The organism is Streptomyces dioscori, from assembly GCF_003024195.1.
Taxonomy (GTDB): Bacteria; Actinomycetota; Actinomycetes; order Streptomycetales; family Streptomycetaceae; genus Streptomyces; species Streptomyces dioscori.
The window spans coordinates 40,026-61,630 of sequence record NZ_KZ679041.1; the positions used below are offsets into that span (position 1 = coordinate 40,026).

Consider the following 21,605-nt stretch of genomic DNA (forward strand, 5'->3'; position numbering starts at 1 on the left):
ATGGCGAGACGCTTGCCGATCACCCTGCTGGCCGCGCTGACCTTCGCCGCGGCCCTGTCCGTCACCCCGGCGCATGCGCGGACGCAGCAGCCGGGAACAGGGCCGGGGCCGGGGCTGGAGAACTGCACCGCCGGCGTCTGCCACTTCGATGTGCCGCCCGGCACGTACGACGTACGGGTGCGACTCGGCGGCGAGGCCGCGGCCAGTACGGGCATCAGCGGTGAGACCCGGCGCAGCCTGCTCGCCGAGACGCCCACCGAGGCGGGCGAGCCCGTGACCCGCAGCTTCACCGTGAACGTCCGTACCCCCGAGGGCGAGCCCACCGGACCCGACGGCACCGCAGGCCTCGACCTGGCCGTCGGCGGCTCGGCGCCCGCGCTCGCCGGCATCCGCGTCACCCCGGCGGCCGGCCGGCACACCCGGCAGATCTTCCTCGTCGGCGACTCCACGGTCTGCGACCAGCCCGGCGACCCCTACTCCGGCTGGGGCCAGCAGCTTCCGCAGTACCTCCGCAAGGGCATCTCCGTCGCCAACTACGCCGATTCCGGGGAGAGCACGGTCACCTACCTGGCCGATCCACGGCTCTTCGCGACCGTCCGGCCGCTCATCCGCAAGGGCGACCTGGTTCTCATCCAGCTCGCCCACAACGACAAGCAGACGGACGAGCCGACGTACCGCGCGAATCTCGAAACGCTCGTCGCGGGCGTACGGGAAAAGGGTGGCCGTCCGGTTCTGGTCACTCCCGTCGTCCGTCGCTGGTTCAACAGCGACGGCACACTGAACAACGGCACAGCCCTGCTGGTGAACGGCCTCGGAGTGGACCACCCGGCCGTCACCCGCTCGGTCGCCGCGGCCCACGACGTCCCCCTCATCGACCTCACGACCAGGACAAAGGCCCTGGTGGAGTCGCTGGGCGTCGAGGGCTCCAAGGCGCTGTACCTGTACGACGAGAAGCGCGACAACACCCACACCTCGGCACGGGGCGCGACGGCGTACGCCGGACTCGTCCGCGACGAACTCCTTGCCCAAGGCCTGGTGCCCGAGCGTCTTGTGAGGTGAGCTTGACGCCTGGGGCGTTCCGACCGGAACCGGGGCGTCTCAGGTGTACATCCGTGGGTCGCCCCACGGATGTACACGCCCGGCCTCCGAGGCCGTGCGCGGCGGTCGGGACGGTTCGGCCGGGGCCGAAGCTTTTCCGGCCTAGCGTTGCGTCATGGCCTCCACCTTCGCCGCACTTCATCACCCCGACGCCGGCACCCCGCTGCTCCTCCCCAACGCCTGGGACCACGCCTCGGCGGCGGCCCTGGCCGCGCAGGGCTTCGCGGCGATCGGTACGACCAGTCTCGGCGTCGCCGCCGCCGCGGGCCTGCGCGACGGTTCGGCGGCGACCCGGGACGCGTCCCTGGCACTGGCCCTGGCGCTGGGCCAGGGACCCTTCCTGCTCTCGGTCGACGCCGAGGGCGGGTTCAGCGACGACCCGGCCGAGGTCGCCGAGATCGCCCGCGAGCTCGCCGCCGTCGGGGCGGTCGGCATCAATCTGGAGGACGGCCGCGCCGACGGAACCCTGGTCCCTGCCGAGCTCCACGCGGAGAAGATCACCGCGGTGAAGGCCGCCGTGCCGGGGCTGTTCGTCAACGCCCGCACGGACACTCACTGGCTGGGCGACGGCGGGGGCGATGGCGGGGGCGACGGCGACGGAAGCGGTTCCGGGTTCGGACTCGGACTCGGACTCGGACGCGAGACGGTCCGGCGCCTCGACGCTTATCAACTGGCGGGCGCCGACGGTGTGTTCGTGCCCGGTCTCAGCGACCCCGCCCGGATCGCCTGGCTGGTCAAAGCCCTCGACGTACCCCTCAACATCCTCTACTCGCCCAAGGGGCCGCCCCTTCCGGCCCTCGCCGAGCTGGGGGTTCGCCGTGTCAGCCTCGGGTCTCTCCTCTACCGGCGGGCCCTGGGAGCGGCCGTGGAGACAGCCGCGCTGATCAGGGCGGGGCTGCCCGTCGAGGGGCCCGCGCCGACGTACGACGAGGTGCAGGCGCTGGTGCTGCTGCCGCACGGCGCCGGTCGGCCGGGACCCGTCCCCGATCGGCCGGGACCCGTACCCGATCGGCCCGGAGCCGCCCCGTCCGAGGGTGCTTCCTGGTAGCGTTGATGCTTTCGTGGGTATGCAACTCTGTGGACTCCGACCGGCGAGGGACCCAGGAATCATGGACATCCCCGGTAGTACGGGCAACACGGGCGGGAAGCGACTGGCCGCGGCCGTCGTGATGCGCAAGGGCCTCGTCCTGCTGGTGCGCCGCAGTGAGACCGAGCGGTTCCTGCCCCGGGTGTGGGGCGTCCCCTGCGGAAAGCTGGAGCCCGGCGAAAGCCCCGAGGACGGTGTGCTGCGGGAGCTCAAGGAGGAGACCGGGCTGCTCGGTGAGGTCGTCCGGAAGGTCGGCGAATCGTCCTTCACGAGCGTGTACCGCGGGCAGGAGATCAAGAACTGTCAGGACAACTTCCTGGTCAGGCCGCTCTCCCGGCACATCACCCTCCCCGAGCCGGACCAGGAACACCGCTGGCTGCGCCCGGACGAACTGCACACCGTCGACATCGACGACTACAACGTCGACATCGTGCGTCAGGCCCTCACGAACTTCCTGCACCTCACGGCTCCGGACCCCGCGGAACCTCACGAACTTCGCAGCAGCTCCGCCAGGGCGTCGAGCTCGCTCAGGTAGTCGTCCACATCCAGCGGCACCTTCGGTACGGTCCCCGGGTGGGGCCCCGCCGCCGTGAACACGTCGGTGTGCCGCCGCCGTCCGTTCCCCGTCTCCAGGAAGAGCGTCACCGTCGGTTCCGACGTGTCGCACCACGCCCGGTGCAGGGTGTGCGCGGGCAGGGCGTACGTGCTGCCCGCCGCGTACTCCGCGACCTGGGTCAGCTGCAGCCGGGCCGGGCCCGTGGGCTCCAGCAGCCAGTCCGCCGAACCGTCCGCCAGGGACTCCAGATAGCGGTCCGCCTCCACCCCGCCGTCACCGCGGGGCGCGTACAGCTCCATCGCCAGTCGCCCCCGTACGACGGAAGACGCGAGCGGGGAACGGTGGTTGTGGATGTCCTCCTTGCCGATCGCGCCGCGCCCCGGATGCCACAGATGGGCGCGCAGCATGTGGCGCGGACCGTCGTCGATGAGCAGGAGCTTGTCGAAACCGAGGACATGGCGGTACGAGAGCCGGGCGCAGCCGTGCGGATCGCCCTCACCGGAGGCGAGTTCGGCGATCAGCTCCAACAGGCGCTCGGGAGAGCCGAGTTCGGCAACCACCGAGCGGGCCGCCGGCAGCCGCTCGTGCTCCGGCAGTTCGCCGTCCAGCGTCTCCGTCAGCAGTTGCCGTGCCGCCAGGACCTGTCGGCCACCCATGCACGTTCCTCCCGGCTCAGCCATTCGCTTGGTGGATCAACGGTTGATACATCCATACGGCATGCGCCCGCAGTGCCGATAGGCCTTGATAGGTCATCCACATGGGGCGGCGCAGCTCGTTGGTGTCGTCGCGCACCCACGTCCATATGCCGTCGCTCTGCCCGGCGTACACGGCGCTCGCCGCGCCGTTCAGCCGCTCGCGCCACTCCTCCTCCATGCCGTCCGCGCGTGCCACGTCGCGCGCGCCCGGGGTGAGGAGCGCGCGGACGATCCAGGAGGCCGTGAAGTGCCGTACGTTCAGTACCTCGTGGCGGGTCGGGTCGTCGATGCGCGGCCTGCGTACGTCCTCGCGGAGGTTGGCCAGGTCCAGGCAGGCGTCGTGCGCGGCGTCCGGGCAGGCCAGCAGCCAGCGCACACCGTCCTCGCGGGCGGCGCACGCGTTGACGCTCTCACCGCCGAGGACACGGGCCGCGCGGTCCAGGGCGACCACCGCCTGCGCCGTGTGCAGCGCGGACGGCGCCCCGTGCAGGGGCGCGAGCCGGTAACCCCAGCAGCGGTGGTGCCGGCGGCGCGGATCGGTGACCGCACCCTCGACGAGGGCGTCGCGCAGCAGGGGCAGCACCGCGGAGTCGGGCGCCGCACGCAACAGGCCGCGCAGCACGGTCGTCAGGACGTGCGTCAACTCCCGCCCTGTGCTGTCGAGTTCGTGGGTGAACCGCGCCTCGCAGTGCGCCACCTCCTCGGCGAGCCGCTCCTGGGAGGCGCCGGCCCGCGCCAGCGCGCCCAGCACCAGGGCGGTCACCTCCGGGCGGGCCCGGGAGCCCTGCGTACGCGCCGACCAGCCGCCGTCCGGCAGGCGCAGCCGCCACAACGTGTCGATCAGGTCGCCCGCGCCGACCCGCCCCTCCGGCATCCCCAGGTCGAGCATGATGTGCAGGCCGTACGCGGTCCCCATGGAGGTGGGCCGGCCGGGGCCGCTCTCGCCGAGGGAGTGCGGCCAGCCGGTGAGACGTCCGCGTACGGGGTCGTCGACCACGCAGATCTGCTCGGCGAGCGTGCCGTACGCTGCGGAGAAGAGGTCGGGCAGCGGTCCGGGGCCGGAGGGTGACGACCCCGACGCCGCCAACTGGCCTGTTGCGGCGGGTGAGTTGCCCTCACTCCTGGCCCGGAGCAGTGCCGCCGACAGCCAGGCCGCGAGAGCAGTGCCGAGCCCGCTGACGACGGCGATGCTGTAACGGGCCGTCTGGCCACCGATGTTGTCCGGCAGGACACCCACCAGGGACTGGAACACCGCGTAGCCCGCGGCGGCGGCGCCGACCCCGCCCAGCCGGCGGACGAGCCGGGCGGGCCGCGGCCCGTGCGGTATGTGCGGCTCGGGATCCGGTCTCAACGGGCCGCGCCGGAGCTGCGGTTGGGACAAGGTCCGCTTCCTCCCCCCGAGGCGGCACGTGGCACCTGCGAAGCTTCAAGTCTAAGTGGTGGGCGGGACGTGTGGGGTCGCTCCGCCGGGCGCCGGGGGAGAAGCCGCCTGTTCGCGGGGCCAGTGCTCCAGCGTGACGTGCAGGGCCTCCACCACCCGGTCCCATGACGTCCGTACGTCCCTGGAGGCGCCGAAGGCTCCGGTCGCCTCCAGGGCGCAGTAGCCGTGGAACGTGCTGCGCAACAGGCGCACCGCGTCGGTGAGGTCGGGCTCTTCGAGGCCGTACGCACGCAGCATTCCGTGCGTGACCTCGGCGGTGCGGACGAAGGCGGGGGAGGTGGCCGCGAGGCCCTGATCGATACGGATCTGGGTGGCGGCGTATCGGCCGGGGTGCTGCAGGGCGTACTGGCGGTAGGCGCCGGCGAAAGCGGCCAGGGCGTCCCTGCCGGCTCGTCCTGCCACGGCGTCGGCGATACGGTCGATCATCTCGCCGCCTGCGAGGAGGGCCATGCGGGTGCGGAGGTCGTGCAGGTTCTTGACGTGGGAGTACAGGCTTGCGTCCTTGACGCCGAACCTTCTCGCCAGGGCGGAGAGGGTGACGTGGTCGTAGCCTGCCTCGTCTGCGAGGTCTGCTGCCGCGGTGACGACCCGGTCGGTGGTGAGGCCGGCACGGGCCATTCTTGGGGCTCCTTCCTGGGGTGGGGGACGGCCCCTCAACAATAGCGAGCACGCGACTCTCCCTGGCCCCACCCCGTCTCCGCCCCCGCCGCCCCTACCCACCCCGTCACCACATGGGGGCTCCGCCCCCGAACCCCCGCTGCGCAGTTCCCCGCGCCCCTGACGGGCGGAGGGCTGCGCCCCCTCGCCCCCTGTGCGCAGTTCCCCGCGCCCCTGACGGGCGGAGGGCTGCGCCCTCTCGCCCCCTGTGCGCAGTTCCCCGCGCCCCCGAGCCCCTCGGGGAGGGGCTGCGGCCCGTCCCACCCAGGGGCGCGGGGAACGGCGCAGTCCTTTGGTTTTTAGGGGCGCGGGGAACGGCGCAGTCTTTTGGTCTTTGGGGGCGCGGGGAACTGCGCAATCGGTAAGGCTCGCCCCCACGCACCCAGGGGCGCGGGGAACTGCGCAATCCTTGAGCTCAGCCCCGCCGGGGCGTCAGCCGATCGGGGCGTACAGGACTCCCAGTTTGTCGATCTCCGTGCCCGCCCGACCCGTGAAGCCCACGATCTGCCACCCGGCCGGAGCCGTGAACGTCACCGAGTCCGACGTGGCCGATCCGGCCGACAACGTCCGGGACTTGTCCGTCGTGAACGCCGCCGAGAAGATCCGCGTCCGACCGTCCTTCTGCCCCTGCGTGAGCTTCACCGAGGTCAGATGCTCGCCGCCGGCCAGGGTGAGGGACGCGGCCGTACCGCCAGACCCCCCGTGCGTCAGCGACGTACCGCCGTCGAGGGTGAGCGACACGGAGTCCAGGCGGGAGCCGCCGCGGAGGGTGAGCGTCCGGGGCGAGGTCGCGCCCGCGAGGTCGTCCGCGTCGTTGAACGCCGTGCCATGCGGCCCCCCGAAGAAGTCGCTCGCCCGGAGTTTTGAGGCAAGCGTCCACGAGAAGTCGACCGTGTGCGGGAAGTGGTCGGAGAGGTTCCCCCCGGCCGAGTCCAGGAACTTCGCCCACTCGTTGTTGTAACGGCTCGCGGAGAGGTTCACGAGGCCGCTGCCCCGGTAGAGCACCTTGTCGACCACCTCGCAGGAGTTGGTCGGCGCCACGGTCGGGCAGACGATCGCGTCACTGCCCTGCGCGGGCGCGCTCCCGCCCCGCACGAGCTGGACCCACGCGTCGGTCAGCCCGTTCTCGCTCGCGAGCGTACGGATGTTGTCGCCCGAGCGGGTGTAACGGGTGTTGGTGTCGCCCATGACGACGACCGCGTTACCCGCGGAGTTGGCTTGGACGAAGTCCGAGAGCTGCTCGATGTTGGCGCGCCGCGCGGCGAGGGCGTCGTCCGTGTCGTCCGCGTTCGTGTGTACGTTGTAGACGTCGACGAAGACGCCTTCCGCGAGCCGCACCCGTGCCAGCGAGAACCCTTTCGGTGTCAGGCAGTTGGTGCCCGTGCAGGCCCCCCACCGCACCCGTTCGAAGTCCTCGAAGGCGTAGTCCGAGAGGGTGTTCAGGCCGTCACCGAAGGGCACGCCACCGCTGGTCGCCGTGCGGTACGGGTGGTTGTCACCCGCGTACAGCGCCGCGTGGTAGTTGAAGTCCTCCTGGACGTTCACGATGTCGTACGCGCCCAGCCGCGGCGCCAGCAGCGGGGTGTTCACCTCCGGATTGCCGGAGCTGAGCCCTTCGGGCAGGCCCGCGACGTTGTACGTAAGGACGTTGAAGGTGCCGGAGGAGGGGGCCGCGGCAGCCGCTTGTGCGGGTGAGGCGGCGGCCGAGGCGGCCGTGGTGAGCCCGGCGACGGCCAGCGCGCCTGCCATCAACGTGCCGATGAGTCTTCTCATGGTGGGGGATGCCTCCAGGCAACAGAGAAAACGGGGATACAGCGGAACGGAGAAGTCAACTAGTCTGCTCTACAGGGGCAGTTGGGGGAACAGTGTCAGCAGAGGCGAGCTGCCGTGCCGGAGTCGCCCGCAGCTCACCCCCACGTCGACCAGCGTTCATGTTTCGCATCGAGTCTCCATAGCGCGCGACCGCACCGGCGGCGGCGCCGGACACAGGAGGCCGACATGGGGCACGGACACAGTCACGGGCACGGGCATCACCACCACGGTCACGACCACGACCATGGGCACAGCCACGACCACGGCAGTGCGCCGCTCCCCGCCGCCTTCGACACCTCCGTACCCGACGAGGCCCTGACCCCCGAGCAGCAGTCGCGCCGTTCCATGCTCCGCCGCGCGGGCCTGCTCGGCGCGGGTCTGGCCACGGTGGGAGCGTTCGGCGCGGCGGCCGGCGGAACGGCCGCCGCACAGACCGCGACCGGCGCCCGGCCTTCGTCGTCCGGTGGCCGTAAGGGCAACGGCTTCCTCTGGCTGGCCGGCGACCACCACATTCACACGCAGTACAGCAGCGACGGCAAGTACCGCGTCGCCGACCAGGTCCGGCAGGGCGCCAGACACGGCATGGACTGGCTGGTCATCACCGACCACGGCAGCGTCGCGCACGCCAAGATCGGCGTCGACAAGGTCAACCCGGACATCAAGGCCGCCCGTGCCGCCTACGAGGACACCCTCGTCTTCCAGGGCCTCGAATGGAACATCCCCGGCGCCGAGCACGGCACGGTCTTCGTGCACCCCGGCAAGAACGAGGTGTCCGTCCTCAAGCAGTTCGAGACCGACTACGACGGTAGCGTGAAGAACGCGTCCGACTCGACGCCCGCCAACGAGGCGCTCGCCGTCGCCGGTCTCGCGTTCCTCGGTGAGCAGGTCCAGCGCCGCAAGGTCAAGGACGCGCTGATGCTCGCCAACCACCCGGCGCGCCGCGGTGTCGACTCCCCGCACGAGATCCGCGCCTGGCGCGACGCGACCTCCGCGCGCCACCAGATAGCCGTCGGCTTCGAGGGCGCCCCTGGCCACCAGGCCGCCGGCCTCCCCGCCCCGCTCGGCATGGGCCGCGCGCGCGGCATCTACGACAACAACCCGAGTGCCAACTCCTTCCCCGGCTACCCGGCGGAGAGCTACCGCACCTGGGGCGGCTTCGACTGGATGACCGCCACGGTCGGAGGCCTGTGGGACAGCCTGCTCGCCGAGGGCAAGGCCTGGTGGATCAGCGCCAACTCCGACTCCCACCAGGTGTACGCGCACACGGCGGCACGCGGTGGCGGCGACTTCAACACGGACGGCCGCTACGGCGACCCGGTGTACAACGGCCAGATCGACGTGACGCAGGGCGACTACTGGCCCGGCCAGTACAGCAGGACCCACGTCGGCGCCGAGGACTTCTCGTACGCCGCAGTGATGGACGGCATCCGCGCCGGACGGGTCTGGGTCGACCACGGTCAGCTCATCAGCGGCCTCGACGTCCGGGTCTCCGGCGGCAGCCGCTGGACGACGCTCGGCGGCGCGCTGCACGTCAAGAAGGGTACGAACGTCACGCTGACGGTCGACATCGCGCTCGCCCAGGACGCGAACTGGGCGGGATTCATCCCGAAGTTGGCCCGCGTCGACGTCATCCAGGGTGACGTGACCGGTCCCGCCGCCGACAAGGACACGCTCGTCGCGCCGACCACCAAGGTCGTCAAGTCGTACGAGGTCAACAAGACGACCGGCGCGGTCCGGATCACGTACTCCCTCGGCCGCGTCGACCGCCCGCTGTACCTGCGCCTGCGCGGCTCGGACGGCAACCGGTCCGCCGTCGGCGCGCGCGGTGCGGCCGTCGACCCCGCGGGCCCCGCGATCGACGTAGTCGGCGACGCGGACCCGTGGAAGGACCTGTGGTTCTACTCGAACCCGGTGTGGGTCCTCCCCGCGTGAACCGTCCGTCTCACACCAGCACGATCGACGCCGACGTACGCGAGCTGCGCGCGGCCGACCACCTACTGCTGGAGCTGGCAGCCGAACTCGGCCCCCCAGAGGGCTTGTTCGGCTGCACGCACCTGGTACGCGGTGAACGCCCGAGGGTGGTCCTGTCGTTCACGACGCCGACGGAGGACACCGCGCGACTCCTGTCGGCCAAGGGTTACGAGGTGACGACCGGCGCGCCCGACGAGGTGGGCCGGGCCGTCGTCTACCCGGGCTCGACGCAGCTGACCGGCACGCTGACAATCGCGGAGCTGTTGGCTCGCTCCGCGATCGGCAGGGTGGTGGTGTTGGGCGCCCCCGGCCAGCCGCCGCCTTCACAGCAGGTGGTGACGCGGGACCACGTACGCCCGCAGTGGCAGGACGGCGAGCTGGTCCTGACCCTGCAGCCGGCCGTGGGCGGGGTACTGGTCCCGTTCGAGGTCCCGAACCCTACGCCGTGCTGCGCGGACCACTGAGGTCGAGGATGAATCCCGCCCAGGCGCTGGGGGAGAGGGCGAGCTGCGGCCCGCGGGAGTTCTTGGAGTCACGAACGTGGATGGTGGCGGAGGGGCAGACGGCGACCTCGACGCAGTCGCCTGAGCTGTCTCCGCTGTAGCTGCTCTTGAACCAGGTCAGCCCGGTGGTGCTCATAGCGCTCCTCGCATCCGCTCCAACAGGCTCCGGGATTCGTCTGGGGTGAGAGCCTGTGATCGCAGTTTCGCATAGCGCATGTGCAGAACACTGATCGTTTTCGGACTGGCCACGAACTGACCGCTTTCCTGGCCTTCGCAGTAGCCGAACCATTCGTTGTCGCTGGTCTCCAGCAACTGGAGCGGGCCGTTCAAGCCAGCGTGGATGCGCCGGGACGCGGGCATCAACTGGAGTTCCACATTGCGCAGTTCCGTGACAGCCAGGACGTGGTCGATCAGTGCGCGAGTAGCTTCCGGCCCTCCAGTACCCCGCTGGATGATGTGCTCTTCGATGATGAAGCTGAACACGGTGTTGGGCAGCTCGGTGAGCAGGCGCTGGCGTTCCGCCCGAGCGATGAGCTGAGCCTCGATCTGCGCATCGGTCAGTACCGGCAGCCGCTCGTTGAACAGGGTGCGTGAGTACTCCTCCGTCTGAAGAAGCCCCGGCACCAGCCGATTCTCGAACGTGTAGAGGCTGATGGCCTGCTCCTCCAGGTCTGCCCATCTGCGGAACCAAGAAGCCAGGCCCGGCTGCCTGGTCGCATACTTCGCCGCCGCCCGGAGCACTCCGAACGCATCCAACACCTCCTCCGCGCGCTCGACGTACACCCTCGGCGGCAGCCGTCTCCCCTGCTCGATCGACGCCACCGTCCCCGGCTGGTACCGCACCAGCGGTGCGAACTCCTCCTGTGTGAGCCCCGCCCGCTTGCGGAAAGCCTTGTGGACCAGACCGAACGTCTTCAAACTGTCCGACGGTTCGGGCTCGTTCGCCGTGCTGTTGGTCATGAGCTCATGGTCACGGAAAGTCACTCCGACTGTCCACAGAGTGAACTCGTACGGGGTGCACCGTACGAGTGTCGGTGCTGGTCGACGGCCCCGCCGCCCGGGACCTTTGACCCATGCAAGGACACATGGGGGTCCAAGTCCCCGTCACCGTACGTACGTTCACCCAGCTCTTCAGCTGCACCCCGCGAGGGGCCCGGCTCGCGCGGAGACTGGTCGCGAACCGGATGGACGTATGGGGGTTCGCCTACGACAGTGAGGCGAGCGAATCCGTCACCCTGGTAGTCGCGGAGCTGGCGGCCAACGCGGTGACGCACGGCCGGGTCAAGGGCCGCGATTTCCGCGTACGGCTGCTGATGCGGGCCGGCGAGGACACCGTACGGGTGGAAGTGGCCGACGGCCTGACCGAACGACTCCCCGTACTGCGGGAGTCACCCGGTCCCGGTGAGGAGGACGAGGGCGGACGCGGACTCCTCCTGGTCGACGCGCTGGCCGAGCGGTGGGGGACGGCCCTCTGCACGGGAGGGGCGTACAAAAGCGTGTGGGCGGAGATCAAGGTGCCGGGTCCACGGAGTTGATCGCTGCTCGGAGGCGCAGCCACGTCGGATCCGTTTCGGACGCGGTGGCCACGGTCGCCAGATCGTCCGGTTCCCAGTCGCGGGCTCCGTCGGTGACGACGAGGTGCGGCTCCGGGTCGCCGTCGTCGGGAACCTCGGAAGTGGCCTCCAGGAACGCGGTCACCGCGGTCACCGCGGAGGTCGCCGTATCGCCGCGCTTGTCAGGGGACTTGAGCGTGCCGGAGCGAACGGTCAGGAGGGCGAGTTCGCCTCCGCTGCCGGCGACGACCAGTTCCCCTGCGGACGTCGTGCTCAGCGCGGACACTCGCGACCCGCTCAGCACATCGTGCTCGACGGCATGTTGTGCTTCGAGGTCGATCTCGACGAGCGTCCCGGCCGGCGTACCGACCCAGAGCACGCCTGGCCGGCTTCCGAACGCGGTGTTGTGCGGCGACCAGGCGCGCTGCTGGGCGAGCCACTCCGGCGGGTACGGGTAGCCGGGGCTGGGTTCGCCGAGGGTCGTCGACAGCACACGGCGCAGCGACGGGAACTCGAAGACCGCCAGCGAGTTGCCGTACGCGTTGCCCCGCACCGCGAAATGGCGTCCGTCCGAGCTGAAGACCGGTGTCTCATAGCCGTCGGCGTCCAGGATCAGCGCCCGGCGCAGCACGCGCATCGCCGCGGGCGTGGTCTCCTGGTCGACCCGAGCGAAGAGGCCGTGCGTCGCGCCCTGGTCGCTGGAGAGCGTCACCACCAGGCCGCCGCCGGGATGCTCAGCGACCCCGGTGTCCCACCGAGGGCCGGTGGTGACGGTTCCCGAAGCGAGGTCGATGGCGTCGGAACGCTCCCACGCGTCGTCGTCCCCGCCCGACGACGGTGAGGCCCACAGCGTCCGGCCGTCCGGGCTGAATGCCAGACTGCGACAGTCGGCGGTCGGTGGCGGACCTTCCAGATCGAAGAGCCCGGCGGGGGTCCACCGCACCACGCCGTCCTCATTCGCCACCATGAGCAGCGGCTGGACCGGATGCCATGCCATGGCGGGTGTCCGCTTGTGCCGGTTCCAGCCGAAGGCATCGTCGTAGGCCTCCGACCCGGCGCCGACAGAACCGAGTTCGCGCAGTTCCCCGGCCCCGCCGTCCCAGATGTGGACCGCCGGACGTCCCGAGTCCAGACCAGCGATCAGGGGAAGCCGTGGGTGGCACACCAGCCGCTCCACACAGCGCCCGTCGCCACCACGTACCTGTGCCACGTTCTCAAGATCCGTCACGGCGGCAGCGTAGTTGTGCCCACTGACAAGCCACGTCCGCTCCGATGGCGAGCAGTCGGCTGGAACTGTGGTGAGGGTTCCAGCCGACGTCGCTCCCCCGAGAAGAAGGTAAGGGGGAGGGGGCGTGAGAAGTCTCCACTTCCTGCCGGGGGCGTCGCCTCTTCGCGCCCCGTGTACCAAGTGACTTCCGGGTGCGACCGGTCGATATACCGGTACATGCCCGGCTAGCAGGGAGCGGCCCCATGAACGGTGGCGCTTTACACGTACACCAGGCAAGTGTCGGTGAGTTGCAGACCGCCGCGTCCACGGTGCTCGCTCCGCTGGCCGTGACGGCTGTCGCGGCTCCGGATGCCGTGGGGCACGCGAGCGCGTTCCGGGCCGACATCGACGCGGCGGCGGTCGGGCGGGCCGCGGTGGCGCGGATCCGGGGCTCGGCGCATCTGGTCCGGCGGTCGACCCGGGCCATCTCGTCCACGGATCCCGAACTGCTGAAGATCACCCTGCACGGGTCCTCGGAGCCCGCCGCGGTGGGCCAGGGCGACACCCGGTCCCATGCTCACCGGGGCGACTTCGTGGTCCTCGACATGACACGGCCGTACCGCATGGCCGTCCCCGACGGGTGTGACGTGCTGGCCGTCGGCATCTCGCGCACCGAACTGGGCCCGCACGCAGGGTTGGTGGCTGCCCGCGCGGCCTGCCGGCTGCCCGCCGGCAGCGGTGCGCAGGCCGTGTTCTCCGGGTTTCTGCGGGGACTTGGCACCCACCTCGATGAACTGGCCGGTCCCGCACAGGCCCATGTGGGTGACGCCCTGGTGTCGCTCCTGATCGCCGCCTTCACCGAGACGGCGCCCGGCCGCGCGGACACGGCCACCGAACTGGTCGACCGCATCCGCGTCTACGCCCTCGCGAACATCTCCGACCCGTCCCTGTGCGTCGAGTCGGTCGCGGCGGCCCACGGGATCTCGGGCCGCCAGCTCCACCGGCTGTTCACCCGCTCCGGGACCCCGTTCGCGGCCTGGCTGCGCGCCGAGCGCCTCTCCCGTGTGCGGCGCGACCTCCTCGATCCGGCCCACGACAGCCGTACGACGGCCGCGGTGGCCGCCCGCTGGGGTATCCACGACCCGCGCCACCTGGCCCGCGGCCTCAGGTCCCACTACGGCCGGACGGCCCGCGAACTGCGCCTGGACAGGTGAGGGCTGCACGGCGGGAACGCGGAGCGGGCCGGGCCTTCCCCCGTGGAGGCCCGACCCGTGGTTCCCGCGTGACGCGGTACGCGTCCTACGCCACGCGTCCTACGCCACCAGACCTACGGCTGGAGCGTGATCGAGTTGATCGGCGTCATGTTCTTGTCGATGAACCAGCCGCTCGGCAGGTTCCCCTCGCAGCCCGTGCCGTTGTAACCGGTACAGGTGCTCATGGTCGCCCCACCGGTCTGGTTGTTGAAGATGCGGTACGTGCCGAACATGCCGCTCAGGTTGTGGGACCCGTAGTCGTAGTAGACGTGCGACGGCTGATCGTTGTTCCATCCGGCGCCCGGGTAGATGCAGACGTACCCGTCCTGACACCCGTGCTCCGTGGCGGCGCTGGCGGTGGTCGAACCGACGGTGGTCAGCACACCGAGTGCGAGTGACACGGCCGCCGCGGCCCTGGCGATCCTGCGCATGAAGAGTCCCCTCGTAAGTGGTCAGACGTAAGTGGTTGGGTTCGTCACTCACCGTATGAGGGACCCGTGCAGCGCGTACCTGACAGATGTCAGGAGCGGACCGCCGCGGTGACGCCGGACGCGGCTCAGCCCGCTTCGATCCTGTCGACGGCGAAACGCGCCCCCGTCTGCACACTGCCGTTGACGTGGTACCTGAGATGCGCCGCCGTGCTGCGCCCGTTGCCGCACACCGGGTCGCCGGTGTTGCAGAACTCCTTCGCCTTCGCGCCGTAGAGCCCGCTCGCCGTGTTGATCGTCCTGCCCGACAGCTGAAGCGGGTTGCCGAAGACCACCACGGCCTTCACCCGGGGCGCGAGATCGGTGGGGATGGTCCGGCCGGTGCCCAGCGTCGTACGGATGCCGAGGGCGATGTCGGTGACGCTGGCACCCTGCGAGTAGCCGCCGAGGACGAACGCGGTGTCGGGGCAGTTCGCCGCGGTGGACCTGACGTGGTCCGTCATGTCGGAGGCGCCGGGCCCCGCGCTGGTCTGCGAGAAGTTCGCCGCGTAGTCGACGGCGTGCGAGGTGACCGACGTGCCCGGCAGTCCGCTCTTGATGTTCCTCACCAGCGGCGCTCCCACGATGCCGAGCCCGGGGGCCTCGCCGCTGCCGCGGGCGAACACCACCTCGACGTCGGAGCACGGGGCGGCGGAGGCCATCGAGGGCAGCAGCGTGAGTCCTGCGGCGCCGAGAGCGCCGGCGACGCCGACGGACACGATCGTCAGCTTGCGACGTGATGCGCGATGAGACATGGCGGTACCTCTTTCCTGAGCAGTGGTACGAGCGCTCTCCACGGGTCCGTCTCCACTGATCCGTTCGTCGAGCGCACCAGCAACGTAGAAAGCCCCGCGCCCCGTACGCATCGGTGGAATCACCGGTCGCCCACCGGTCGCCCACCGGTGGGACCCTGCTGACGGCCGGTCGGCAATAGGGGGAATCGCGCCCGAGCACCTCCGTCGCTCGTTACGCTCGGCACAGTGGGGCCACAGGGAACAGTGGGGCCACAGGGAACGGTGATGCACATGAGCGGTGCAAGCGTCGAGTTGACGCAAGGCCTCCAGCTGCTGCACGACGGTCCGGTCACCGACGCCTACAACCTGCTCCTCCTCGCCGCCACCGCCTCGCGCACGACCGACCCGGCCCGGTCACGTACGGCTTGCGTACACGCCACGCTCGCGGCCTGGGCGGGCGGCGACCGCGACGGATACCGCAGAGCCCTCGACGCACTGTGCGACCCCGCCGGTCCCCGGAGCGCCGCGCACCCCGAAGCTCCCCGAACCGCCGCACCGCACGAAGCGGCCGGCCGTGACCCGGCCGACGCCCTCTGGCGCGACTACCGCGACGGCATGAGCTGCGTGGTGAACGGGGACTTCCGCCGTGCGAACGCGCTGCTCCGTCCCGTGCTCGACGTCCTGACATCCCGGTCCGAGGCAACCGGCCTGATGTCGGCCGGCACGATCGCCCTCATGCTGGGCGACCTCGCGACGGCACGCCAGGTGCTCGGCATCGCGCTGGCCACCGCCCGCGCCGCGGGATCGACGGCACTCGTACCCCGCGTCCTTGAGCACCTCGCCTACGCCGAACTGCGGGAAGGCAGCTACCACCAGGCCCGTGTGCACGCCGAGGCCGGTCTGGAAGCGGCCGGCGAAGGCGGCCAACGCAACGTGGTGGCCGGTCTGTCGGCCGTGCTCGCGCTGGCCGCCTCGATCGCGGGCGGGCCGGCCACCGTCGCCACGCACGCCCAGGCGGCGCTGCGCACCGCTCACGCGCACGGACTCAGCCAGACGAGCACACTCGCCGAATGGGCGCAGGCCCGCGCCGACCTCGGGCACGGCGACGCCGAACATGCCGCCGCCCGCCTGGCACCCCTCGTCCAGGACGGCCCACGGCAGGGGCACTTCGGCCTCTGGGTGATGGTGGTCCCCTGCTATGTCGAGTCCGCCGTGCTCGCGGGCCACGACGTCGACGCGGCGGGCCTGATCGACCAGTACGCCGTGTGGGCGGCCATGGGGGCCGATCCGCAGGCACCGGCGTTGCTGGCGCGGTGCCGTGCACTCGTGTCGAGCGACGGGCGGACCGAGGAACTGTTCACCGAGGCACTGGCGGAACACGAGAAGGCCAACGGTCCCTACGAGCACGGCCGGACCCAGCTCGCCTACGGGATGTGGCTGCGCCGCAGGCGCCGTCCCGTGGAAGCGCGGCCCCAACTGCGCGCCGCGGTAGTGGGATTCGAGCAGTGCGGGGCGGACGTGTGGGCCGAGCACGCCCGCGCGGAACTGCGCGCGGCGGGGGACACGCTCACCACCGCACCCGAAACCGGCTCCCTCGGCCTGCTCACCCCCCAGCAGCTGCGCATAGCCCGCTCCGTGGCGGAGGGCGCGACCAACCGCGAAGTGGCTCAGAAGCTCTCGATCAGCACGCGCACGGTCGAGTACCACCTGCGGAACGTCTTCAGCCAGCTCGGAGTCCGATCCCGGGGCGCCCTCACCCGACTTCTCGGTGCGGAACGACCGGGACACTTCTGAGTCAGCGCGTGGCGCGGGCGTCCTGAGTGTCACGGGTGCGGTCCTGCAGCGCCTGTTCCACCGCGTCGCGCACCCGCGCGTCCTCGCGCTGCTTGCGGCGGGCGCGGGTGCGGCGGCGCAGGACGTACGCGCCCGCGGCCGCGGTCAGCAGGATGACGATCAGCAGGATGAGGGTCCAGGGCACCGCCCAGCCCGTCGTCGTGGCCTCCACGGGCTTGAGCGAGGTCGTCGAGCCCGCCGCGTCGGTCAGGGCCGGGGTCACCGTCGCCTTCGCGGTGAGGCGGAGGGCGGGGGTCACGTCGTGGACCGGGACCGTGACCTTCCAGCGCTCGCCGGGGAGCAGCTCCGGTGGCGCGGCGATCTTCCCGGCGCGGGTCTCCAAGGTGCCGAACGGGCCCGTCAGCGTCACCTTCTGGGCGCCGGAGAGCAGCGCGTTGCCCGTGTTGTGGAGCGTGTACGTGACCGTCGCGTCGCCCTGGCCGAAGGGGTTGGCCGTGCCGTCGTACTGCACATGCAGGTTCTCCACGGCGAGCGTGGGGTTCAGCGCGCCGCTCACCCGCAGTTCGATCCGGATGCCGAGGCGGCGGTCGACCGCGATGCCCTCGGTGTCGTCGGACTGCTTGAGCGAGGTGAGGATGCCGCCCACGTAGTCACCGGGCGTGGCGTCGCGCGGGACGGCGACCGTGAAGGGGATCTCCGCCGTCCTGCCCGGCGCGATCCGCACACCGGTCTTCGTGGCGCGCACCCAGGCGCCGATCCCCAGGGACTTCTTCTCCCGTGTGAGGAGGTCGAGTTGGCCCTTCTCGGTCGTGTAGCCGTCGGCCGCGTACAGCGCCAGCGTGAGCGCCTTCTTGCCGTGGTTGGCGACGACCATGGCGTCCTTGACCTGGCTGCCGGGGTTGACGCCGTAGCTGAAGCTGGACCGGTCGTCCCCATACCCGTTCGCGGCCGTGCGGACCGTCCAAGTCACGTCACCGTCGGCCGCTCGGGCGGACCCCGTCGACGTACCGGCGAACGCGAGAAACGCCAGCAGTACGAGGACCGCGTGACGCAGGATGATCCGGCGCGGGTCGGCGGACAGTGTGCGGTGGGGTGCTGGGGACGGGGGCATGGCGGGGCTCTCCGGGCTTGGGCGTTACTGGAAGGGCGAGGGCTGGCAGGGGCGGGGCAGGCGGCCAGGCGGTGCGGTGGCCGCCTGCCCCGCGGGTGGAGCTGGTCAAACGGGTCGAACGGGTGCGATCAGCTGCTCAGCGCGGTGATCGTCAGGGTGGCGCGGTAGCCGCCCTTCTGGACGCTGTCCGGGATCTTGAGGTCCAGGTCGGCGCCCAGCTTCGCCTTGCCGCGGGCGTGGCCCTGGTCGGCCGAGCCGAGACCGCGCGAGACGGACAGGCCCTTGCCCTGGTCGTCCCAGCCCGAGGCCACGGAGGCACCGGCCTTCGCGCCCGCGCCCTGGTCGAGGATGTACGGCGACCAGCCCAGGTAGGAGCCCGGGAACGTCTTGTCGGAGTCCTTGAAGTCGCTCACACCGGCCGACACCGACCACGGGGAGAGCGTGCGGCGGGTGTCCGTGACGAGAATCGGGTTGATCCTGCCGGCGGCCGTGAAGTGGTCGCCGTTCGTCTCCTTGGCGGTACCGAGGTCCACCAGACCGTTGTAGCCGTCGATCGTCCAGCCGAACTCACCCGGCGCCGCGTTCGGCACGTCGACCTGGAGGGACTGGCCGTCACCGTTGTACGGGTGGACGCTGACCTTGTCGACGATCGAGCCGACGGGCTGGTCGGCGGTGGTGTTGTTGCACCAGTCGCCGTGCTCCACCTCGGAGTTGGGGGCCGCGCAGGTGCCGCTGCGGATGTTCTCCACGACGAGCTTCTCGTTGCGGACCTGCACCTTGACGTAGCTGCGGACGTGCTCCTGGTTCTGGACGGAGTTGTACCAGTAGCTGTCCGGGTTCAGCGGGTCGGCGCCGTTGCCCGCACCGCTCGTACCGCTGCTGTCGGGCTTGGTGATGTCGTAGTACTTCGAGCCCGAGGCCGAGTTGGCGGTCACGTACAGGACGCCGCCGGGACCCGGGTAGACGTCGGCCGCGCCGGGCTGCTCGTCCTTGTCGGCCTTCTCACCGTTCTTGATGAGGTAGCTGCGCGAATAGCTGTGGTCGTGGCCCTGGAGCACGATGTCGACGCCCAGCTTGGAGAACGTGGTCGGGAAGTCCACGCGGCGCGCCTTGTTGTCCCCGTCCTTGGCGTGCGAGGCGGGGGAGTAGATCGAGTGGTGGTAGACGAGCACCTTCCACTTGGCCTCGGAGCCGTGCTGGTTGATGACGTCCGTGACGTACTTGGTGTGCGCCTCGTCGCCGCCGCCACCCTGCGAGGTGGCGTAGCTGTTGCTGTTCAGGTCGATGAACAGCACATCCTTGTAGATGTACCAGTAGTCGCCGCCCGAGGTGTTGGAGGCGGGGTTGCCGTTCGAGTAGTACGCGCCCGACCGGTCCGTGTTCGGCGTGGAGAAGTGCTGCTCGTACGCCTTGCCGCCGACGTCGTGGTTGCCGATGGTGGCCGCGAACGGCACCTGGCGCAGCTGGTCGGGGGCGAGGAACGCGTTCCACTGGGACTCGTTGTTGGCGCTCTCGACCTGGTCGCCGCCGGAGACGAGCAGCTCGGCGTCCTTGTTGGCCCTGGTGGCCACGTCGAGGGTGTCCTGCCAGCCCGCCTGGTCCTTCGCGGTGTCGCCGGAGGAGCCGATCTGCGGGTCGCCGAGGAAGAGGAAGTCGTACTCGCCCTCGAAGTCCTGCGTGCGGAACGCGTACGCGGCCGACCAGTTGCCCTCACTGCCGACGCGGTAGGAGTACGCGGTGTTCTCCTTGAGGCCGGTGATGGTGGCGTGGCGGTTGTAGCCGCCGCTGGTGGCGATGTTGGCGCCGCCCAGGGCGTCGAACGTGGCGGCGTCGGCGGGGAACTCACCGGCGCCGAGCTGCGCGGTGGGGGCCACCTGGATCTTCTGCGTGGTGTCGGCCGAGGAGTACCAGCTGACGGTCCGCTGGGTCTCGTTCGCGCCGACACCGAGGACGATGCCGGTGAGGGTGGCGGAGTCGGCGGCGACCGCGGGGGTCGTGAGTCCGCCACCGCCGAGGGCCAGGATCAGGCCCACGGATGCCGCGACGGCGGTGCCCGCCACGCGGCGTCGCATCGGCCTGCCGGCCGGTGCGAAGAGCTTTGTTCTCATGACGTGTCGTTTCTTCTGTTCTGCCGTGTGCGTGCGGTGTGCACGCAGTGGAGATCGCCAAGCTTTCGGTGCCAGGTAAACCCCGCATAAATGCGGGTGCGGGGTCTGCTGAACATCCAGGTGAGCGGGGTGCGGGGGTGTCGGGTGGGCCCTCACAGGCCGAACGTGCGCTGCACGAACCAGATCAGCCCCATGGCGGCGACGCCCGCGCTGATCGTGCCGGTCGCCCACAGGCCCGCCCGGCGGGAACGGCGCCGCAGGAGGAGAAGGAGCGGGAAGACCACGGCGATGATGGCCAGCTGCACGGCCTCGATGCCGACGTTGAAGACGAGCAGCGACCACAGCAGGGTCCACGACCAGGCCGCGTCGATCCCGAGGGCGCCGGCGAAGCCCAGGCCGTGCACCAGGCCGAAGCAGAACACGACACCCAGGCGCGTCCATCCGGCGCGGTCCAGCGCGAAGTGGCCGCCGTGGCTGCCACGGCCGCCGTCCGGGGCCACCGCCAGGTCGGTGACGTGCACCCCGCGCTGCCGGATACGCCACAGGTGCCAGCCCGCGACGACGGCGATGGACAGCGCGATGACGGGTTCCACGACGCTCCCCGGCACGTCCACCAGACCGAGGGCGGCGAGCAGGAACGTCACCGAGTGGGCCAGCGTGAAGCTGGTCGCGGCCAGGACGATCTCGCGTGGTCGCCGCGATCCGGCGATCAGGGCGAGCAGGAACAGGATGTGATCGACGCCGGTCAGCAGATGTTCGGCGCCCAGACGGAAGAACTCCCAGAAGCGCTCGGTCCAGGCCTGGCCGAGGGAGAAGGACGGATGGGCGGCGTCGAGGGCGGCGCTGCCACTGCGACCGCCGACGTCGTACGTGGCGATGGTCTTGGTGCCCTTGACGTAGTCCTCGGAGTCCGGGAAGAGGCCACCGCGGATCTCGTGGTCGACGGTGACATGGCTGTCGGCCGCCTTCCCGCAGGTCCAGTCGAGGGTGAGGAGGGCGTAGGGCACGCCCTCCTCACGGCCCATGCGGAAACCGTCGGCCGTCTGCTCCGGTCGGCAGGCGGCCTCGCCGGCGCTGACCGTGAAGCGCCGGGTGACGTAGTCGACGACCGTCGCGCGGTGGGCGTCGAGCGCCGCGGCCTGCGCGTCGGTGTCCCCGGCCTCGAACGCCTCGGTCCCGGCGCGGAAGAGCGGGTCGTCGTGTCCGGCGTCGGCGGCGGACACGACCAGGAGGTCGTACTCAAGCTTCAGCTCGGTGCGAAGTCGGCCGGCACCGTCACTGCCTCCGCCGCCACTTTCGGTGACATGGACGTACACGGTCGATGTGAAGCCGTGTGCGGAGGCGGGCCGGGCGAGGCCGAGCAGGATGAGGAACACCGCCACGGCGAGAACGGCCAGGGGGCGGCGAACAGGGTGTGACATGGGGCTCCTTGTGGTTGCCCGTGCACCGTCCTGGTCGCGGATGAATCAACGAGGGCCGTTCGGCGAACCGTGGGAGAACACCTGCGCGATCACGGCCGAGCGGATGGAGATGCTGGTCCGAGGGGGCGCAGGATGTC

Annotated in this window: 19 protein-coding genes and 1 pseudogene; 8 read left to right on the forward strand and 12 right to left on the reverse strand. The window is 70.7% G+C overall.

Annotated features, from left to right (window positions below; all coding sequences use genetic code 11):
* From C6Y14_RS11485 to C6Y14_RS11495, 3 genes and pseudogenes are all read left to right on the forward strand, one after another.
* On the forward strand, positions 1–1,059 hold the full coding sequence (locus C6Y14_RS11485) for a rhamnogalacturonan acetylesterase (protein ID WP_107016500.1): 1,059 nt from the start codon (positions 1–3) through the stop codon (positions 1,057–1,059).
* A 154-nt stretch (positions 1,060–1,213) separates the two neighbouring features.
* Positions 1,214–2,146: an isocitrate lyase/PEP mutase family protein gene (locus C6Y14_RS11490; protein WP_107016501.1), complete on the forward strand. Its 933-nt coding sequence runs from the start codon at positions 1,214–1,216 to the stop codon at positions 2,144–2,146.
* 61 nt (positions 2,147–2,207) lie between these two features.
* A pseudogene (locus C6Y14_RS11495) lies at positions 2,208–2,636 on the forward strand (NUDIX hydrolase); the annotation flags it as partial.
* Positions 2,637–2,671: 35 nt separating this feature from the next.
* On the opposite strand, the gene C6Y14_RS11500 reads toward C6Y14_RS11495, so the two are convergent.
* The 4 genes from C6Y14_RS11500 to C6Y14_RS11515 all read right to left on the reverse strand — a co-directional run bounded on the left by C6Y14_RS11500 (position 2,672) and on the right by C6Y14_RS11515 (position 7,307).
* The gene (locus tag C6Y14_RS11500; RefSeq protein ID WP_107016503.1) at positions 2,672–3,397 is read right to left on the reverse strand and encodes a hypothetical protein; all 726 of its coding nucleotides are present in this window, start codon (positions 3,395–3,397) and stop codon (positions 2,672–2,674) included.
* 16 nt (positions 3,398–3,413) lie between these two features.
* Positions 3,414–4,817, reverse strand: a complete 1,404-nt coding sequence (locus tag C6Y14_RS11505; RefSeq protein WP_107016504.1) for a prenyltransferase/squalene oxidase repeat-containing protein — start codon at positions 4,815–4,817, stop codon at positions 3,414–3,416.
* A 51-nt stretch (positions 4,818–4,868) separates the two neighbouring features.
* Entirely contained in the window at positions 4,869–5,495 is a 627-nt protein-coding gene (locus C6Y14_RS11510) for a TetR/AcrR family transcriptional regulator (RefSeq protein ID WP_107016505.1), read from the reverse strand.
* A 471-nt stretch (positions 5,496–5,966) separates the two neighbouring features.
* A complete protein-coding gene (locus C6Y14_RS11515) occupies positions 5,967–7,307 on the reverse strand; it encodes a jacalin-like lectin (protein ID WP_107016506.1) in 1,341 nt (446 codons plus the stop codon).
* Positions 7,308–7,532: 225 nt separating this feature from the next.
* Between C6Y14_RS11515 and C6Y14_RS11520 the strand changes: the two genes are divergently transcribed.
* Positions 7,533–9,278 (forward strand): PHP domain-containing protein, encoded by a 1,746-nt coding sequence (locus tag C6Y14_RS11520; protein WP_107016507.1) that lies wholly within the window; start codon positions 7,533–7,535, stop codon positions 9,276–9,278.
* Positions 9,275–9,781, forward strand: a complete 507-nt coding sequence (locus C6Y14_RS11525) for a hypothetical protein (protein WP_107016926.1) — start codon at positions 9,275–9,277, stop codon at positions 9,779–9,781. The genes C6Y14_RS11520 and C6Y14_RS11525 overlap by 4 nt, the downstream gene beginning before the upstream one ends.
* Here C6Y14_RS11525 and C6Y14_RS11530 read toward each other — a convergent pair.
* The gene (locus tag C6Y14_RS11530; RefSeq protein ID WP_107016508.1) at positions 9,756–9,956 is read right to left on the reverse strand and encodes a DUF397 domain-containing protein; all 201 of its coding nucleotides are present in this window, start codon (positions 9,954–9,956) and stop codon (positions 9,756–9,758) included. The two genes, C6Y14_RS11525 and C6Y14_RS11530, sit on opposite strands and share 26 nt — an antisense overlap.
* Positions 9,953–10,780: a helix-turn-helix domain-containing protein gene (locus C6Y14_RS11535; RefSeq protein WP_107016509.1), complete on the reverse strand. Its 828-nt coding sequence runs from the start codon at positions 10,778–10,780 to the stop codon at positions 9,953–9,955. Before C6Y14_RS11535 ends, C6Y14_RS11530 begins: the two co-directional genes overlap by 4 nt.
* Before the next feature lie 125 nt (positions 10,781–10,905).
* Between C6Y14_RS11535 and C6Y14_RS11540 the strand changes: the two genes are divergently transcribed.
* Positions 10,906–11,355: an ATP-binding protein gene (locus C6Y14_RS11540; RefSeq protein ID WP_107016510.1), complete on the forward strand. Its 450-nt coding sequence runs from the start codon at positions 10,906–10,908 to the stop codon at positions 11,353–11,355.
* On the opposite strand, the gene C6Y14_RS11545 is transcribed toward C6Y14_RS11540, so the two are convergent.
* A complete protein-coding gene (locus C6Y14_RS11545; RefSeq protein WP_225891019.1) occupies positions 11,330–12,601 on the reverse strand; it encodes a TolB family protein in 1,272 nt (423 codons plus the stop codon). The two genes, C6Y14_RS11540 and C6Y14_RS11545, sit on opposite strands and share 26 nt — an antisense overlap.
* Positions 12,602–12,888: 287 nt before the next feature.
* Between C6Y14_RS11545 and C6Y14_RS11550 the strand changes: the two genes are divergently transcribed.
* Positions 12,889–13,794 (forward strand): AraC family transcriptional regulator, encoded by a 906-nt coding sequence (locus C6Y14_RS11550; RefSeq protein ID WP_213084349.1) that lies wholly within the window; start codon positions 12,889–12,891, stop codon positions 13,792–13,794.
* A gap of 113 nt (positions 13,795–13,907) precedes the next feature.
* Here the strand turns inward: C6Y14_RS11550 and C6Y14_RS11555 are convergent, their stop codons facing one another.
* Complete coding sequence (locus C6Y14_RS11555; protein ID WP_107016512.1) at positions 13,908–14,264, reverse strand: hypothetical protein; 357 nt, start codon at positions 14,262–14,264, stop codon at positions 13,908–13,910.
* 125 nt (positions 14,265–14,389) lie between these two features.
* Positions 14,390–15,055, reverse strand: coding sequence for a cutinase family protein (locus C6Y14_RS11560; RefSeq protein WP_107016513.1), 666 nt, complete (start codon positions 15,053–15,055; stop codon positions 14,390–14,392).
* A gap of 270 nt (positions 15,056–15,325) precedes the next feature.
* Here C6Y14_RS11560 and C6Y14_RS11565 point away from each other — a divergent pair, with 270 nt between their 5' ends.
* Positions 15,326–16,828 (forward strand): helix-turn-helix transcriptional regulator, encoded by a 1,503-nt coding sequence (locus C6Y14_RS11565; protein ID WP_107016928.1) that lies wholly within the window; start codon positions 15,326–15,328, stop codon positions 16,826–16,828.
* A 1-nt stretch (position 16,829) separates the two neighbouring features.
* Here C6Y14_RS11565 and C6Y14_RS11570 read toward each other — a convergent pair whose 3' ends face one another.
* The 3 genes from C6Y14_RS11570 to C6Y14_RS11580 form a co-directional block, all read right to left on the reverse strand.
* Positions 16,830–17,939, reverse strand: coding sequence for a COG1470 family protein (locus C6Y14_RS11570; RefSeq protein ID WP_107016514.1), 1,110 nt, complete (start codon positions 17,937–17,939; stop codon positions 16,830–16,832).
* A gap of 128 nt (positions 17,940–18,067) precedes the next feature.
* A complete protein-coding gene (locus C6Y14_RS11575; protein WP_107016515.1) occupies positions 18,068–20,047 on the reverse strand; it encodes a purple acid phosphatase family protein in 1,980 nt (659 codons plus the stop codon).
* Positions 20,048–20,199: 152 nt separating this feature from the next.
* On the reverse strand, positions 20,200–21,468 hold the full coding sequence (locus C6Y14_RS11580; protein ID WP_107016516.1) for a HupE/UreJ family protein: 1,269 nt from the start codon (positions 21,466–21,468) through the stop codon (positions 20,200–20,202).
* Positions 21,469–21,605: the final 137 nt, after the last annotated feature.